This is a genomic window from Pseudomonas sp. NFACC32-1 (assembly GCF_900101215.1).
Classification (GTDB): domain Bacteria; phylum Pseudomonadota; class Gammaproteobacteria; order Pseudomonadales; family Pseudomonadaceae; genus Aquipseudomonas.
The window spans coordinates 53,365-67,550 of sequence record NZ_FMUL01000016.1; the positions used below are offsets into that span (position 1 = coordinate 53,365).

The 14,186-nt window shown below is 61.3% G+C and carries 15 protein-coding genes and 1 tRNA gene; 5 read left to right on the top strand and 11 right to left on the bottom strand.

Features of this window, described 5'->3' with window-relative positions; genetic code table 11:
• Positions 1-74: 74 nt before the first annotated feature.
• A complete protein-coding gene (locus BLP99_RS21535; protein ID WP_092181692.1) occupies positions 75-1,004 on the bottom strand; it encodes a LysR family transcriptional regulator in 930 nt (309 codons plus the stop codon).
• Between the two features lie 147 nt (positions 1,005-1,151).
• Between BLP99_RS21535 and BLP99_RS21540 the strand changes: the two genes are divergently transcribed.
• A complete protein-coding gene (locus BLP99_RS21540; protein ID WP_041023896.1) occupies positions 1,152-1,343 on the top strand; it encodes a YegP family protein in 192 nt (63 codons plus the stop codon).
• 100 nt (positions 1,344-1,443) lie between these two features.
• On the top strand, positions 1,444-1,812 hold the full coding sequence (locus tag BLP99_RS21545) for a cupin domain-containing protein (protein ID WP_072398702.1): 369 nt from the start codon (positions 1,444-1,446) through the stop codon (positions 1,810-1,812).
• Between the two features lie 18 nt (positions 1,813-1,830).
• Here the strand turns inward: BLP99_RS21545 and BLP99_RS21550 are convergent, their stop codons facing one another.
• From BLP99_RS21550 to dapA, 7 genes are all read right to left on the bottom strand, one after another.
• Positions 1,831-2,601, bottom strand: coding sequence for a phytanoyl-CoA dioxygenase family protein (locus BLP99_RS21550; protein WP_092181695.1), 771 nt, complete (start codon positions 2,599-2,601; stop codon positions 1,831-1,833).
• Between the two features lie 13 nt (positions 2,602-2,614).
• Complete coding sequence (locus tag BLP99_RS21555) at positions 2,615-4,249, bottom strand: methyl-accepting chemotaxis protein (RefSeq protein ID WP_072398700.1); 1,635 nt, start codon at positions 4,247-4,249, stop codon at positions 2,615-2,617.
• Positions 4,250-4,479: 230 nt separating this feature from the next.
• Positions 4,480-4,569, bottom strand: a tRNA-Ser gene (locus BLP99_RS21560).
• Between the two features lie 83 nt (positions 4,570-4,652).
• On the bottom strand, positions 4,653-5,366 hold the full coding sequence (purC, locus tag BLP99_RS21565) for a phosphoribosylaminoimidazolesuccinocarboxamide synthase (RefSeq protein WP_016963914.1): 714 nt from the start codon (positions 5,364-5,366) through the stop codon (positions 4,653-4,655).
• 26 nt (positions 5,367-5,392) lie between these two features.
• On the bottom strand, positions 5,393-6,151 hold the full coding sequence (locus BLP99_RS21570) for an MBL fold metallo-hydrolase (RefSeq protein WP_072398699.1): 759 nt from the start codon (positions 6,149-6,151) through the stop codon (positions 5,393-5,395).
• Between the two features lie 4 nt (positions 6,152-6,155).
• Positions 6,156-7,271 carry an outer membrane protein assembly factor BamC gene (bamC, locus tag BLP99_RS21575; protein WP_072398698.1) on the bottom strand — a complete coding sequence of 372 codons (1,116 nt, stop codon included), beginning with the start codon at positions 7,269-7,271 and terminating at the stop codon, positions 6,156-6,158.
• Between the two features lie 17 nt (positions 7,272-7,288).
• Positions 7,289-8,167 (bottom strand): 4-hydroxy-tetrahydrodipicolinate synthase, encoded by an 879-nt coding sequence (dapA, locus tag BLP99_RS21580; RefSeq protein ID WP_072398697.1) that lies wholly within the window; start codon positions 8,165-8,167, stop codon positions 7,289-7,291.
• Positions 8,168-8,484: 317 nt separating this feature from the next.
• Here dapA and BLP99_RS21585 point away from each other — a divergent pair, with 317 nt between their 5' ends.
• Entirely contained in the window at positions 8,485-9,045 is a 561-nt protein-coding gene (locus BLP99_RS21585; protein WP_003184325.1) for a glycine cleavage system transcriptional repressor, read from the top strand.
• Between the two features lie 10 nt (positions 9,046-9,055).
• Positions 9,056-9,529, top strand: a complete 474-nt coding sequence (locus BLP99_RS21590) for a peroxiredoxin (protein WP_072398696.1) — start codon at positions 9,056-9,058, stop codon at positions 9,527-9,529.
• A gap of 123 nt (positions 9,530-9,652) precedes the next feature.
• On the opposite strand, the gene BLP99_RS21595 is transcribed toward BLP99_RS21590, so the two are convergent.
• The gene (locus tag BLP99_RS21595) at positions 9,653-10,723 is read right to left on the bottom strand and encodes an AI-2E family transporter (RefSeq protein WP_072398695.1); all 1,071 of its coding nucleotides are present in this window, start codon (positions 10,721-10,723) and stop codon (positions 9,653-9,655) included.
• A gap of 32 nt (positions 10,724-10,755) precedes the next feature.
• The gene (locus tag BLP99_RS21600; protein WP_072398694.1) at positions 10,756-10,995 is read right to left on the bottom strand and encodes a sulfurtransferase TusA family protein; all 240 of its coding nucleotides are present in this window, start codon (positions 10,993-10,995) and stop codon (positions 10,756-10,758) included.
• 237 nt (positions 10,996-11,232) lie between these two features.
• On the opposite strand from BLP99_RS21600, the gene BLP99_RS21605 reads away from it, so the two are divergent.
• Complete coding sequence (locus BLP99_RS21605; RefSeq protein ID WP_072398693.1) at positions 11,233-12,666, top strand: M48 family metalloprotease; 1,434 nt, start codon at positions 11,233-11,235, stop codon at positions 12,664-12,666.
• Between the two features lie 62 nt (positions 12,667-12,728).
• On the opposite strand, the gene BLP99_RS21610 is transcribed toward BLP99_RS21605, so the two are convergent.
• On the bottom strand, positions 12,729-14,156 hold the full coding sequence (locus BLP99_RS21610; RefSeq protein WP_072398692.1) for a DegQ family serine endoprotease: 1,428 nt from the start codon (positions 14,154-14,156) through the stop codon (positions 12,729-12,731).
• Between the last annotated feature and the right edge of the window lie 30 nt (positions 14,157-14,186).

The window sequence follows — 14,186 nt, forward strand, 5'->3', positions numbered from 1 at the left end:
GCGATGTGGATTCCAGCCGACGCAACCATACCCCGCCTGGCTTCCCGGGCACAGCCTTGCGTGACAAGAGGCGATCAGGGCTCGGGTTGTCCCGATGGCCCACGATTGCCCATGAACGCCTCCAGCCGTGAGCGCAACCAGCGTTCGGCCGGGTCGTTGTCGACATGGCTCAGCCAGACCATCGACAGGTCCAGGGTCGGGGTCTTGAATGGAAAGGGCTCGTTGAATAACTGGCCCGAAGCCGCCATGGCGGTGGCGGTATAGTCCGGCAGGCTGGCGATCAGGTCGGTACCCGCCAGCAACGCCGGCAACGCGCTGTACTGTGGCACCGAAAGCACGACCTGGCGCTTGCGCCCGATCTCGGCCAGCCATTCGTCAGCCAGACCGGCGACGTTCGCCGTGTGAGACACCAGCACGTGGGGCCTCGAGCAGTATTCATCCAGGGTCAGCGGCGAGTCCGACGCATCGGCTCGCAATACCCGCGGCTGAATCTGCCGTAGCAGCTTGCGCTTGGCGTTGGCCGGCAATCCCCGGGTCTGGCTGATTCCCACGGTGATATCACCCGCTGCCAACAAATCGGGGATGCGCCAGTAATCGACGTGCTGGACCACGAACACGACCTGCGGCGCCTCCCGTCGCAAGCTGTGCAGCAGCGGCGGCAACAGGCCGAACTCGACATCGTCCGACAGACCGATGCGAAACGTCATGGTACTGCTGGCGGGATCGAAATCATGGGTCAGGCTCAACGCCGCCGACAGCGAATCCAGCGCCGGCGAAAGGTGCTGGAAAAGTTCCTCGGCCCGGGCCGTGGGCTCCATGCGATGACCGACACGAATGAACAGCGGATCATTGAACCGCGTACGCAATCGATTGAGGGCCGAACTGATGGCCGGCTGGCCGAGGAACAGCTTTTCCGCCGCCCGGGTCACGTTGCGCTCAAGCATCAGCGTTTCGAACACCACCATCAGGTTGATATCGGCCTTGCGTAATTCGCTACGGTTCATCCATGGTTCCCCAGAGGCTGTCATGAATAGCAATATCTCATAACCCTTGGAAACGTATTTGCGATAGCGAAAATTTTAAGCTTGGCTAGGCTTTCGACGACATGTTCAAAACATGTCTTGAATGAGTAAATCGCAGGGAGCGAATCGATGTATTTTGAGATCTACAGACAGACCCGAGGCACCCAGAGCAGCGGAAAAGGCCAATGGCGCTGGCGCTTGAGGGCCGGCAACCACGAGACGATCGCCAGCGGCGAGTCCTATGTGAACAAGGCTGACTGCCTGCATGTCATCGGACTGATCAAGAATGTCCAGGGCGAGACGCCTGTGAAGGAGATCTGAAGCAGCGTCGCGCGCACCGCCCATAAGCTGCTTCGCCGGGCCGCCCAGCCTGGGGAACAGCTTTGTGTGGCTTCCCCCACTCCAAAGCGAGCATTCCTCGATGGCCATACAGCATTCACCTGTCAACTTCGCTCAGAAATGCGCCCTGTTCCAGGATCGGTGGGCACCAAAAGTCGTGGCTGAAATGAACGACTACCAATTCAAGGTCGCCCGGCTCGAAGGCGACTTCATCTGGCATTCCCACGCCGACACCGATGAAACCTTCATCGTGCTGGAGGGCGAACTCCGTATCGACTTCCGGGACGGCTGGGTGACCATCGGCGCGGGCGAAATGTATGTCGTCAAGAAAGGCATCGAACATCGGCCCAGCGCCGCCCGGGAGGCGAAAGTACTGCTGATCGAACCTCGGGGCGTCATCAACACGGGCGAAACCCATGAGCGAACCGCGCAGAACGATGTCTGGATCTGACCGGACCACGAAACAGGGTCAATCGTATTCGGCTTCCAGATGATCGCCCAACAGGCGCCGTTGGCGAGGGGTCGCGGCCGCGAACACGGCAGGGTTGAACTGCCAGTGCAGGTATGGAGAGAACTTCTGCGCCATCATGCGTCGGCCATAGTGCACTTGCAGCAGGTAACGCGAGCGGTCGACGGTCCGGTTGTCACTGCCGGCATGCCACAACTCGCTACGCAGCACCAGCACGTCGCCAGCCCGGCATAACACTGGCTGCGCGGAACGTCCCGCCCATTGCGTCTCGCCTGCCACGGGCGCGCGTCCCGCCCGGTGGCTGCCAGGAATGACGCGTGTCGGGCTCAGATCGGCATCGATATCGTCGAGGTAGAACTGGGCGGTGAAAATCTGCATCGGCAAATCGAAGGCCGGATCAAGCAGCAGGCTCGGCGGCAACTCCATCATCAGGTAGTCCAGGTGCAACGGGGCACCGACGAAACCGGGGTGGCAGCGCCAGGCGGTCTGGCCGATGATATGGCAATCATCCCCCAGGGCCGCTTCCGCCAGTTCGATGACGCCGTCCACATCGAGATAGGGCAACCAGAACGGGTCGCGATTGAAGACGCATTTGTAGTGATCGATGACGCCGCTGTAGTCCCAATGCATGGGCTTCAGTGCGTCGATGGCCCGGCGCAGGTCGACAATCTGCGAACGGCCCAACACGGCGGGCAGCAGGACGAAACCGTCCTGGTGCAGGGCGCGCAGGCGCTCATGAGTGAGCGCCGCGTCAGACTTGGAAACAGGCACTGTCGCGTTTGCCTCAGGTGCGGAAACGGCCGGTCAGTTCCGCCAGGCTCCTCGACAGGCTGGAGAGCTGCTGGCTGGCGTGCATGCTCTGGGCGGAATTCTCTGCCGCTTCGTTGGACAGGTCACGGATATCGGAAATGTTCCGGGCGATCTCCTCGGTCACGCTGCTCTGCTCTTCACAGGCATTGGCGATCTGTGCGGCCATGTCGTTGATGCGCTCGATGGAGCCACTGGTGCCACTGAGCACCTGATCCACACCCGCAGCGCGCTCGACACTGTCGCGGGCCTTGCTGCTGCCGACCTGCATGGCTTGTACAGCCTTGGCGACCCCGCTCTGCAGGCGCTCGATACGCACCTGGATGTCCTTGGTCGAATCCTGGGTACGCGCCGCCAGGGCCCGGACCTCATCGGCCACCACGGCGAAACCACGGCCCTGCTCGCCAGCCCGTGCGGCCTCGATGGCAGCGTTGAGTGCAAGCAGGTTGGTTTGTTCGGCAATGCCGCGAATCACTTCAAGGACGGCACCGATGCTGGAGGTTTCCTGGGCAAGGGCCTCGATGGTGCCCGAGGCACTCTCCACTTCCTGGGCCAACTGGCGGATCGATTCGATCGTGCTGGTGACGACTTCGGCACCATCCCGGGAGCGGCTGCTGGCTTGCTGCGCGGCGTCCGAGGCACTCACCGCGTTATGGGCCACTTCGTGTACAGCCGCGCTCATCTGGGTCGCAGCGGTGCTGACCTGATCGAGGGCCGCATGTTCGCTGCTGATCAATTGATCGTTGGTGGCGGCCATGCTGGCCATGGCACGAGCCGCAGCCTCCACCTCTCCGGTCACCCGGCCCACCTCGGCGATCAGTGGCTGAAGCTTGTCGAGGAAACGGTTGAAGGCGGTGCCAAGCTGTCCCAGCTCGTCAGCCGAACGCACTTCAAGACGCCCTTTCAGATCGCCACCACCCTCGGCAATCTGCTCGACGCGGTGAAGCAGACGACGCATGGGCGTCAGCACCACAAGCGGCAGGACAAGAATCACCAGGATGCCCCCGAGCAGACCGACCAGCAGGATGCCGCCTTGAAAAATCCCTACGGCCTCACCGCGCTCGATCGCTGCGTCCCCTTCCCGGTGCGAGGCCTCTTCCTCCAGTTCGCCCAGCTTGTCGATATCATCGCGCATCGCCTCGAACAGACGCTCACTGTCAGAAAAACTCAAGGCGCTGGCCGCTTGCGGGTCCCCCACGGACAACTCGATCACGCGCCGGGAAACCTGGGTCCATTGGGCAAAGCGCTCGTTGAACTGACTCACCAGCGCCAACGCATCGGCCCCAGGCTGCATCGCTGCGTATTTCTGGACACGGTCATAGGCTTGCTTCGTATTTTCCCCATGGCTGGCGCTCAAGGCTTTCAAGTGCTCGTCCGCATGGCCGTCCAGCAGACTGCGCTCGGCCACGAAAGCCTGGTAGAGATCACGGTCAGCGTTGAGCAGCAGGCTGATGGCAGGCAGATAACGCTTGGTCAACTGCGTGCTGGATTCGGTGACCTCACCGATGCCCCGCATGCCAGACCAGCCCATGAGCACCAGCAACACCACGAGAAAAGCGATGGGCAGGGTAATTTTCCAGCGGAAGCCAAGGTCGGCAAAGAACCGCAACATGGTGTCGCTCCTTTCATGAGGATTGACTTGCCTATCGGCAGACATGTCTTGAGCTATAGACCATTTATCCAATTGTCACAAAACAAGTGACACTGCCGATCGCTCAACAACAAGGCTCGGAGGCCTGCCTCGGTGCGGATTTGCCTAGCGCTTGCTGCCCTTCGAAGCAGCATTTGCATCCCGGAAACGAAAAAACCCCACAGACACAAATCTGTGGGGTTTTCGAATAATGGCGGAGAGATAGGGATTTGAACCCTAGGTACTGTTGCCAGTACAACGGATTTCGAATCCGTCCCGTTCGGCCACTCCGGCATCTCTCCAGTGGCGCGCATCATACCAGCACATTCGCCGGAAGCGAACCCCCGTGCGAATTTTTTTCCGTGCTATCAGATGCTTGCGTCGATTACAGCGGCACACCCAGACGCTGGGCGACTTCTTCGTAGGCTTCGATCACGTCGCCGAGGCCCTGGCGGAAGCGGTCCTTGTCCATTTTTTTCTTGGTGGCCTTGTCCCAGAGGCGGCAGCCATCCGGGCTGAATTCGTCGCCCAGGACGATGGAGCCGTCGCTGAACACGCCGAACTCGAGCTTGAAGTCCACCAGCAGCAGGCCGGCGTCGTCGAACAATTTGCTCAGAACTTCGTTGACCTTGAGGGACAGCTCCTTCATCCGGGCCAGTTGCTCGGCGGTGCCCCAGCCGAACGCCACGACGTGGGATTCGTTGATGAACGGGTCGCCCTTGGCGTCGTCCTTCAGGAACAGTTCGAAGGTGTAGGGGTTAAGCTTCATGCCCTCTTCCACACCCAGGCGCTTGACCAGGCTGCCGGCGGCGTAGTTACGCACGACGCATTCCACCGGGATCATGTCCAGCTTCTTGACCAGGCATTCGTTGTCGCCCAGCAGCTTGTCGAACTGGGTCGGCACGCCGGCTGCTTCGAGCTTCTGCATGATGAAGGCGTTGAACTTGTTGTTCACCATGCCCTTGCGGTCGAGCTGCTCGATGCGCTTGCCGTCGAACGCCGAGGTGTCGTTGCGAAACAGCAGGATCAAGCGGTCGGCGTCATCGGTCTTGTAAACCGACTTGGCTTTGCCGCGGTAGAGTTCTTCACGTTTTTCCATGATGGGCTCCGCTTGCTAAGTATGGGCTAGGCGATATGTCGCCAGTCGAGCCCTGAATCTTGATCGGCCAGTTGCAGCCAGTCCGGGTCGCACCCGAGGGTGTCGACAAAACATTGCCGGGCCAGCTGCGGCAGGTTGTTCTTGCTGCTCAGATGGGCCAGGACCAGGTGTTGCAAGCCCTGCCAGCCCAACTCGGCCACCAGGTACGCCGCCTGGTGGTTGTTCAAATGTCCTCGCTCCCCGCCTACCCGCTGCTTGAGAAAGTAAGGGTAATAACCACGGGCCAGCATGTCGCGACAGTGATTGGACTCGATCATCAACGCATCGAGATCCCGGTAGCTGTCCATGACCCTGTCGCAATACGAGCCCAGGTCGGTCAGCAAACCGAAGCGCCGTTCACCGTCGCTGAATACATACTGCGTCGGCTCCAGGGCATCGTGGGCCACACTGACCACGCTGATATCCAGAGCACCTATGCGCAGCTGCTCGCCACCGGTCACGAAACCGGCCGGCTCGATGGGCTTGCGCAGACCACCCAGCGTACCGCGGCTGAGGTAGACCGGAAGATTGTAGCGCCGAGACAGCAAACCCACGCCATGCACGTGGTCGGCATGTTCGTGGGTCACGAGTATCGCGCTCAGTTGCGCCGGATGCACCCCAAGGCGCAACAGGCGCTTCTCGGTTTCCCGCAAGGAGAAACCACAATCGACCAGCACATAGGTCCCAGCGCTGGCTACCAGCGTGCCGTTCCCTTGGCTACCGCTGCCGAGAACGGCGAAACGCATCGGATCAGCCCAGGTTGTCCTGAATCACGCTCAACACCTTGCGGGCCACATCGGCCGGCGCCACGGTGTTGATGTTCTTCTCGACCGTCACCTGGACGTTGTCGCCCACCTTGCTCAGGCGAACCTGATAGCGCTCAGCACGGGCTTCGATTTCTTCCTTGTCCGGCTTGCTACCGAACAGGCCACTGAAGAAGCCGGGCTTCTCGTCTGGCTTGTCGGCTTTTTCGGCGAGGTTGATGTAGTACAGGCCCAGGCTGCGGTTGATGTCTTCGACCCGCCATTCGCCCTGCTCCAGCGCACGCCCCACACTGGACCAGGCACGGTCCAGGTCGGAACCGACGTTGAGCACCGGGTTGCCGCTGCCGTCTTCACTCAGGCTGACTCGGCTCGGCGTGTCGAAATCACGGGAGGCCAGCATCGAGACCGAACCGCCCTGTTCGGCGGAGCGGCTCATGCTGGCGAGCATGTCGTCCACCAGCGCAGCGTCGAGGCCGGTATTGACCGAACGGTTGGTGAATGCCACGTCGGCGGTGCTGCCGGCGGGACGCTCGGCGCTGACCACGTAGACTTCACTGGTGTTGCGCTGGACGCCAGGCTCGATACGCACGCGAACGCGGGTTTCGCTGTCGGAGCCGACGCCGGCGGCGCCCAGGCGCTTGCCCATGGCGGCGGACAGCTCATCGGCACGTTGCCAGGATGTGGTGAATTCGCCGGTCTGCGGACGCTGTTCGTCCAGGCGGAAACCGTTGTCCTGGAAGAACTGGATCGCCACGGGCCAGACTTCGGCCGGCGGGTGCTGGGCCATGACCCAGCGAGTATCGCCGCTCTTCTGCAAGGTGTAGTCGCTGGCATCGGCCACGGCCGACAGGGGTTGTGGACGCGGGACGACGTACTCGCCCTTGACGCTGTCGTCAGCCACGTTGCGCGGGATCGGCAACAGCGGATCCAGGCGCTTGGCGACGTGGACATCCGGCGGCAGTTGCATCGGTGCAGTCTGTTGTGCGCTGAGGTAATCGCTACCACGGTCGCGGAAATAACCTTCCGGCCCCCAGATCCACCCGCAGCCACTGGTGCTGGAGATAATCAAGGCAAGTGCGGAAAGTCCGGCCATTCGCTTCATGCGTTGTACTTCCTCAATTAAACCAGGACGCCGGACTGGCGCATGGCCTGCCGCAGCGGTTCTTGACAGGTATTGCTGAGCCAGGTGAGCGGCAGGCGAATGCCCTCCTGCATCAGGCCCATTTCCACCAGCGCCCATTTCACCGGGATCGGGTTGGCTTCGATGAACAGGTCCCTGTGCAACGGCATCAGTTTTTCGTTGATTGCCCGAGCGGTGGTGGCGTCGCCCTTGAGTGCCGCCTCGCACATGTCGGCCATTTCCCGGGGAGCGACGTTGGCGGTAACGGAGATGTTGCCCTTGCCACCCATCAGGATCAGTTCGACCGCCGTCGGATCATCGCCGGACAGCAGGATGAAATCCTTGTCCACGCCATCGAGGATGGCCTTGGCGCGCTTGAGGTCGCCGGTGGCTTCCTTGATGCCGATGATGTTCGGGATGGTGGAGAGACGAATCACGGTCTCGGCCTGCATGTCGCAGGAGGTGCGGCCGGGAACGTTATAGAGGATCTGCGGGATATCGACCGCTTCGGCAATGTGCTTGAAGTGCTGGTACAGGCCTTCCTGGGTCGGCTTGTTGTAGTACGGGACCACCAGCAGGCAGGCATCAGCGCCGGCTTCCTTGGCGTTGCGGGTCAGCTCGACGGCTTCGCGGGTCGAGTTGGCGCCGGTGCCGGCGATCACCGGAATGCGCCCGTCGACCTGCTTGACCACGGCCCGGATGACTTCGATATGTTCATTGACGTCGAGGGTCGCCGACTCGCCGGTGGTGCCGACGGCGACGATGGCATGGGTACCGTTTTCAAGGTGGAAGTCCACGAGTTTGCTGAGGCTGACCCAGTCAAGACGCCCTTGTGCATCCATGGGTGTGACCAGTGCCACCATACTGCCCGCAATCATGAAACCGCTCCTGCCGGAAAAAGAGAGCCATAATGGTACTGGCGCCAAGATGCTTGTACAAGCGAACTCCCATTCCCCTTGGCGATGGTTTTCGCTACCCTTCAGACTTTGATCGGTACCGATAAGCTCATATGCCGGTTCCCAGCCTCCGTTTTCGTCGCCACAAGCCCCGATCCTGCGTTTGCCCTGGTGCATTTCCCGTTGTTGCGGAACGCACGGCAATCCCAGGCACAGGGCTTGAGCCGTTCGGTTTTCGTGGGCAGGGCATCGTGTCGAGTGACAAAGGTCCCGACCGCTCATCGCTTTAGGAATGCTGCATGTCCACCCCCACAGTCCGCGAACAATTCCTTGTTATCAGTGCCCTTGGCGCCAACCCCATGGAGCTGACTAACGTCCTGTGCCGCGCCAGCCATGAAAACCGCTGCGCCGTCGTGACCTCACGCCTGACCCGTCACGGCGAATGCAGTGCGCTCGTGCTTGAGATCTCCGGCAGCTGGGACGCCCTGGCCCGCCTGGAAGGCAGCCTGCCAGTGCTGGCCAAGAAGCATGCCTTCACCGTCAACGTGGTGCGCAGCGCAGCCCTGGAAAATCGTCCCCAGGCCCTGCCCTACGTGGCTTATGTGAGTTCGGCCTATCGCCCGGACATCATCAATGAGCTGTGCCAGTTCTTCATGGACCATCACGTCGAGCTGGAAAACCTGACCTGTGACACCTACCAGGCTCCGCAGACCGGCGGCACCATGCTCAACGCCACGTTCACCGTGACGCTGCCGGCCGGCACCCAGATCAGTTGGCTGCGCGATCAGTTCCTGGACTTCGCCGATGCGATGAACCTGGATGCGCTGATCGAACCGTGGCGCCCACAAAACCCAATGTAAGGAAGCGTTCATGGCCGTTGCCGTCGACCAGCCGGTTACCGATTTCCAGGCGCCCGCCACCAGCGGGCAGACCGTCAGCCTCGCCGCCCTGAAAGGCAAGCAGGTGGTGATCTATTTCTATCCGAAGGACAGCACGCCGGGCTGCACCACCGAAGGCCAGGGCTTTCGCGATCAATACGCACAGTTCCAGGCGGCCAACACCGAAGTATTCGGCGTGTCCCGGGACAGCCTCAAGTCCCACGAGAACTTCAAGTGCAAACAGGAGTTTCCGTTCGAGCTCATCAGCGACAAGGACGAAGCCGTCTGCCAGTTGTTCGATGTAATCAAGCTGAAAAAGCTGTACGGCAAGGAGTACCTGGGCGTCGATCGCAGCACGTTCCTGATCGACAAGGATGGCGTGCTGCGCCAGGAGTGGCGCGGCGTTAAGGTGCCAGGGCATGTGGATGCGGTACTGGCGGCGGCTCAGGCACTGAACAAGGCCTGAAGTTTTTTGGCGCCAGCGCCGACGCCTTGGTGAGCAGGCTCCCCCACAGAGGATTGTTCAACAACATGAATCCGTGTGGGAGCGAGCCTGCTCGCGATGAAGCCATCCGCCTCACATCAGTAGCTACAACAACGGCGCGACAACCGGCTCCTTGCTCGGCCAGGCATCCAGCACTGCTTTGATCAGGGTCGCCAGGGGAATCGCGAAGAACACTCCCCAGAACCCCCACAGCCCACCAAACAGCAGCACCGCGCAGATGATCGCCACCGGATGCAGGTTGACCGCTTCGGAGAACAGCAGCGGCACCAGCACATTGCCGTCCAGTGTCTGGATGATCCCGTAGACCGCCATCAGGTAGATGAACTGATCGCTCCACCCCCATTGGAACAGAGCGATCAATGCCACCGGCACAGTCACCACCACGGTGCCGACATAGGGCACCACCACCGAAATGCCCACCAGCAACGCCAGCAATGCGGCGTAATTGAGCCCCAGCGCCACGAAGCCGATATAGGTCACCCCACCGCAGATGAAGATCTCGATGACCTTCCCACGGATGTAATTGGCAATCTGGCGATTCATTTCCTGGGCGACCCGAGTAATCAGCGTCCGCTCACGGGGCAGGTAGCCGAGCACCCAGCGCCCGATCGTTTCCCGGTCCTTGAGGAAGAAAAACACCAGGATCGGCACCAGCACCAGGTAAATCATGACGTTCACCAACAGCGGCAGGCTGGACAACGAAAATGTCAGCGCCCACTGACCGAACTTGCCGATCTCGCCGCGCAGCACTTCGATGGCCTGCAGGACCTGCTCATCGGACACCAGGTGCGGATAGCGCTCAGGAAGCAGCAACAGCAGGGACTGCCATTTGGCGAGCATGCCGGGCAGCTCGTTGAACAGCGTCACCAACTGATGCCAGAGCAGCGGCACGACCACCACGACGAATACCACCAGCAACCCCATGAACAGGGCGAATACCAGACCCACTGCCACGCTGCCAGGCAACCGCAAGCGTTCGAGTGTCGTGACCAGCCCCTGCATCAGGTAGGCCAGCACCATCCCCGCCAGCACCGGCGCCAGCATGCCGCCCAGGGTGAGCACCGCCGTAAAGGCCAGGAATAGCAGCACGGCCAGCACCACGGCCTCTTCGTCAGAGAAATAGCGCTGAATCCAGTCACGTAACACTTTGAACATCAACAATCCTTATGAGCCGCCGGCTGTTTTTTTCAGGCCTTCTTGAGCCAGTAACGGAAGACGCCGTTATCGTCTTCCTCGTGCAGCAGCGTATGACCGGCCAGTCGGGCGAAGGTGCGGAAATCACGCTGGGAGCCCGCGTCCGTGGCAGTAACCTTGAGCACGGCACCGCTGGCCAGGCGATTGAGTTCCAGCTTGGCCTTGAGCAACGGCAACGGGCAATTCAGGCCACTGGCGTCCAGCTCGGCATCGTGGGCTACAGCATCGGTCATCGGTTCACTCCGCAACAGGTCGTTTGGCCGCCCATTTTTCTTGAAAAGCCGCCGGGTGACGATCAACGAGGCGACAACAGGCGAGGAAGCGCAGTCTACTGGTTGTAAATGAGCATTCCGAGCCCGTTTTCAACGCAACATGATCGTGGCGCAGACACTTTTCGACAAAATCAGAATATCTGGTCCAGCGCCCGGTGTCCGGCTACAGTAGGGTCTTTGTCAACTAAGGCTTCGTGCATGACATTTCTGCGCCCCACCCTGCTGACGCTCGCTTGCCTGCTTGCCTCACCAGGCTTCGCCGACGACCTGCCGTCACTTGGCGACGCCAGTTCTGCCATCGTCTCGCCGGAACAGGAACACCAGCTGGGTCGCGCCTGGCTGGCTTTGCTGCGCAGCCAGGTCGCGCAACTCAACGATCCGCAACTCAAGGACTATGTCGAGACCAGCGTCTACAAGCTGGTGGAAACCAGCCAGGTCAACGACCGGCGCCTGGAGTTCATCCTGATCAACAGCCCCCAGCTCAACGCTTTCGCCGCACCAGGGGGAATCGTCGGGGTCAACGGCGGCCTGTTCCTCAATGCCCAGACCGAAGGCGAATATGCCTCGGTCATGGCCCACGAACTGGCGCACTTGTCGCAACGCCACTTTGCCCGCGGCGTCGAAGCCCAGCAGCGCATGCAGGTGCCCATGATGGCAGCGCTGCTGACCGGCATCGTGATTGCCGCTGCCGGCGGTGGAGATGCGGGAATCGCAGCCATCGCCGGGACCCAGGCGGCGGCCATCCAGGAACAACGGCGCTTTTCCCGCCAGAACGAACAGGAAGCCGACCGCATCGGCATCCTGAACCTGGAAAAGGCTGGCTATGACCCACGCGCCATGCCGACCATGTTCGAACGTCTGATGCGTCAATACCGCTTCGATGCCAGGCCACCGGAATTCCTGCTGACCCACCCGGTGACCGAGTCCCGGATCGCCGACACGCGCAACCGCGCCGAGCAGGCCAGGCCAGGCGGCATCGAAGACAGCATGCGCTACCAATTGATTCGCGCGCGGGTCCAATTGATCTACGAGGAAACCCCGGGCCTGGGCGCCAAGCGCTTCCGGGCGCAACTGGATGAAAACCCGAAGAACGACGTGGCCCGCTATGGCCTGGCGATCGCCCAGATCAAGGGTGGCCAGTTGAATGAAGCCCGGGAGAATCTCAAGCCGCTGCTGGCCAAGTCCCCCGACGAGATCATCTACAACCTGGCCCAGACGGACCTGGACATTACCAGCAACCGACTGGCGGATGCCCAGTCACGCGTCGACCGGTTGCTGCGGCAATACCCCGCCAACTATCCGCTCAACCAGGTGCGCGTCGACCTGCTGCTCAAGCAGAACCGTCCCGCCGATGCCGAGAAGGCCTTGGAAACACTGCTCAAGACCCGCCCGGACGATCCCGACGTCTGGTACATGGTGGCCGAGACCCGCGGCCTGTCCGGCAACATCATCGGCTTGCACCAGGCCCGCGCCGAGTACTTCGCCCTGGTGGGCGACTATCGCCAGGCCATCCAGCAACTGGATTTCGCCAAGCGGCGTGCCGGCACCAACTTCCCGTTGTCGTCACGTATCGACGCCCGGCAACGCGAGCTCATGGAGCAGGAGCGCATGGTCAAGGACATGATGGGCTGAGTTTTCCCGCAGACAAAAAAACCGCCTCTTTCGAGGCGGTTTTTCGTTGCGCCGCTAACCGGTCATTCGGCCAGCTTGAAGGTGATGAAGCTCGCACGTCCCTGACGCAGGACACGCATCGAGACCGAGCGATTCTTCGGCAGCGCATTGGCGATATCGGTGAATTGCTTGGCGGAACTGATGGCCTGGTTGTTCAGGTGAGTGATGATGTCGCCTGGCTGCAGGCCGATCAGGGCGGCAGGACCGTCCTGTACTTCCTTGATCACCACACCACCCTGGAGCTCCAGGGTTCGCTTCTGCTCGGCCGTAAGCTCGACCACTGCCACCCCCAGGCGATTGCTGCTGCGCTCGATGCCGGATTTTGGCTGCGACTCCAGCTCCGCGCCTTCTTCCGGGATGGCGCCGACGGTCAGTTCGACGTTCTTGCGCTTACCTTCGCGGATCACTTCCAGGTTGGCCTTGGCACCGGCCTTCAACGCACCGACCAGGTGTGGCAGGTCAGCGGACATGATGATCGGCTGGTCATTGAGCTTCAGGATGACGTCGCCCACCTGCAGACCGCCCTTGGCGGCCGGACCGCCCTCCTGGATCTGCGCTACCAGCGCACCGGCAGGCTTCTCCAGCCCGAAGGACTCCGCCAGGTCCTTGTTCACTTCCTGAATGACTACGCCCAACCAGCCACGGCTGACCTTGCCCTCGCTTTTGAGCTGGTTCGATACGTCCATGGCAACGTCGATCGGAATCGCGAAGGACACCCCCATGAATCCGCCTGAACGAGTGTAGATCTGGGAGTTGATGCCCACCACTTCACCGTCGAGGTTGAACAGCGGGCCACCGGAGTTGCCCGGGTTGATCGGCACGTCGGTCTGGATGAACGGAACGTAGTTTTCGTTCGGCAGGCTGCGACCGATGGCACTGACGATGCCCTGGGTCACGGTGTGGTCGAAGCCGAACGGTGAACCGATGGCCACCACCCACTGGCCAGCCTTCAGGTTCTGGGACTTGCCGAGCTTGAGCACCGGCAGGTCCTTGCCTTCGATTTTCAGCAGCGCCACGTCGGAACGTGGATCGGTGCCGACCAGCTTGGCCTTCAATTCGCTGCGATCGGCCAGGCGCACCAGGATTTCGTCGGCGTCGGCGATCACATGGTTATTGGTCAGGATGTAACCGTCCGGAGAAATGATGAAGCCCGAGCCCAGGGACTGTGCCTCACGCTGACGACCACCGCCGGGGGAGCGTGGCTGGGGCATCCCGCGCTCGAAGAATTCGCGCAACATGGGCGGCAAACCTTCCAGATCCGGCATCTGCGGATCCGATACACGGCGATCCGGCAGTTTCTGGGTCGTACTGATGTTCACCACCGCAGGAGAAGCCTCCTCGACCAGGTGGGTGAAGTCAGGCAAATCGGCCGCCATGGCGGGAACGCCCTGACCGAGCACCAGCACAGTGGCGAAAATGGATAGATAGGTTTTCAAGCGTGGTATCGACATACGGCTCCCGTTACGACGAGCAGGGTTAAG

Excerpts from the sequence above, each read along its gene's own strand:
- BLP99_RS21535 (WP_092181692.1), bottom strand. The coding sequence starts at position 1,004 with ATGAACCGTAGCGAATTACGCAAGGCCGATATCAACCTGATGGTGGTG.
- BLP99_RS21540 (WP_041023896.1), top strand. The coding sequence starts at position 1,152 with ATGTATTTTGAGATCTACAGACAGACCCGAGGCACCCAGAGCAGCGGA.
- BLP99_RS21545 (WP_072398702.1), top strand. The coding sequence starts at position 1,444 with ATGGCCATACAGCATTCACCTGTCAACTTCGCTCAGAAATGCGCCCTG.
- BLP99_RS21555 (WP_072398700.1), bottom strand. The coding sequence starts at position 4,249 with ATGTTGCGGTTCTTTGCCGACCTTGGCTTCCGCTGGAAAATTACCCTG.
- purC (WP_016963914.1), bottom strand. The coding sequence starts at position 5,366 with ATGGAAAAACGTGAAGAACTCTACCGCGGCAAAGCCAAGTCGGTTTAC.
- BLP99_RS21570 (WP_072398699.1), bottom strand. The coding sequence starts at position 6,151 with ATGCGTTTCGCCGTTCTCGGCAGCGGTAGCCAAGGGAACGGCACGCTG.
- bamC (WP_072398698.1), bottom strand. The coding sequence starts at position 7,271 with ATGAAGCGAATGGCCGGACTTTCCGCACTTGCCTTGATTATCTCCAGC.
- dapA (WP_072398697.1), bottom strand. The coding sequence starts at position 8,167 with ATGATTGCGGGCAGTATGGTGGCACTGGTCACACCCATGGATGCACAA.
- BLP99_RS21585 (WP_003184325.1), top strand. The coding sequence starts at position 8,485 with ATGTCCACCCCCACAGTCCGCGAACAATTCCTTGTTATCAGTGCCCTT.
- BLP99_RS21590 (WP_072398696.1), top strand. The coding sequence starts at position 9,056 with ATGGCCGTTGCCGTCGACCAGCCGGTTACCGATTTCCAGGCGCCCGCC.
- BLP99_RS21595 (WP_072398695.1), bottom strand. The coding sequence starts at position 10,723 with ATGTTCAAAGTGTTACGTGACTGGATTCAGCGCTATTTCTCTGACGAA.
- BLP99_RS21600 (WP_072398694.1), bottom strand. The coding sequence starts at position 10,995 with ATGACCGATGCTGTAGCCCACGATGCCGAGCTGGACGCCAGTGGCCTG.
- BLP99_RS21605 (WP_072398693.1), top strand. The coding sequence starts at position 11,233 with ATGACATTTCTGCGCCCCACCCTGCTGACGCTCGCTTGCCTGCTTGCC.
- BLP99_RS21610 (WP_072398692.1), bottom strand. The coding sequence starts at position 14,156 with ATGTCGATACCACGCTTGAAAACCTATCTATCCATTTTCGCCACTGTG.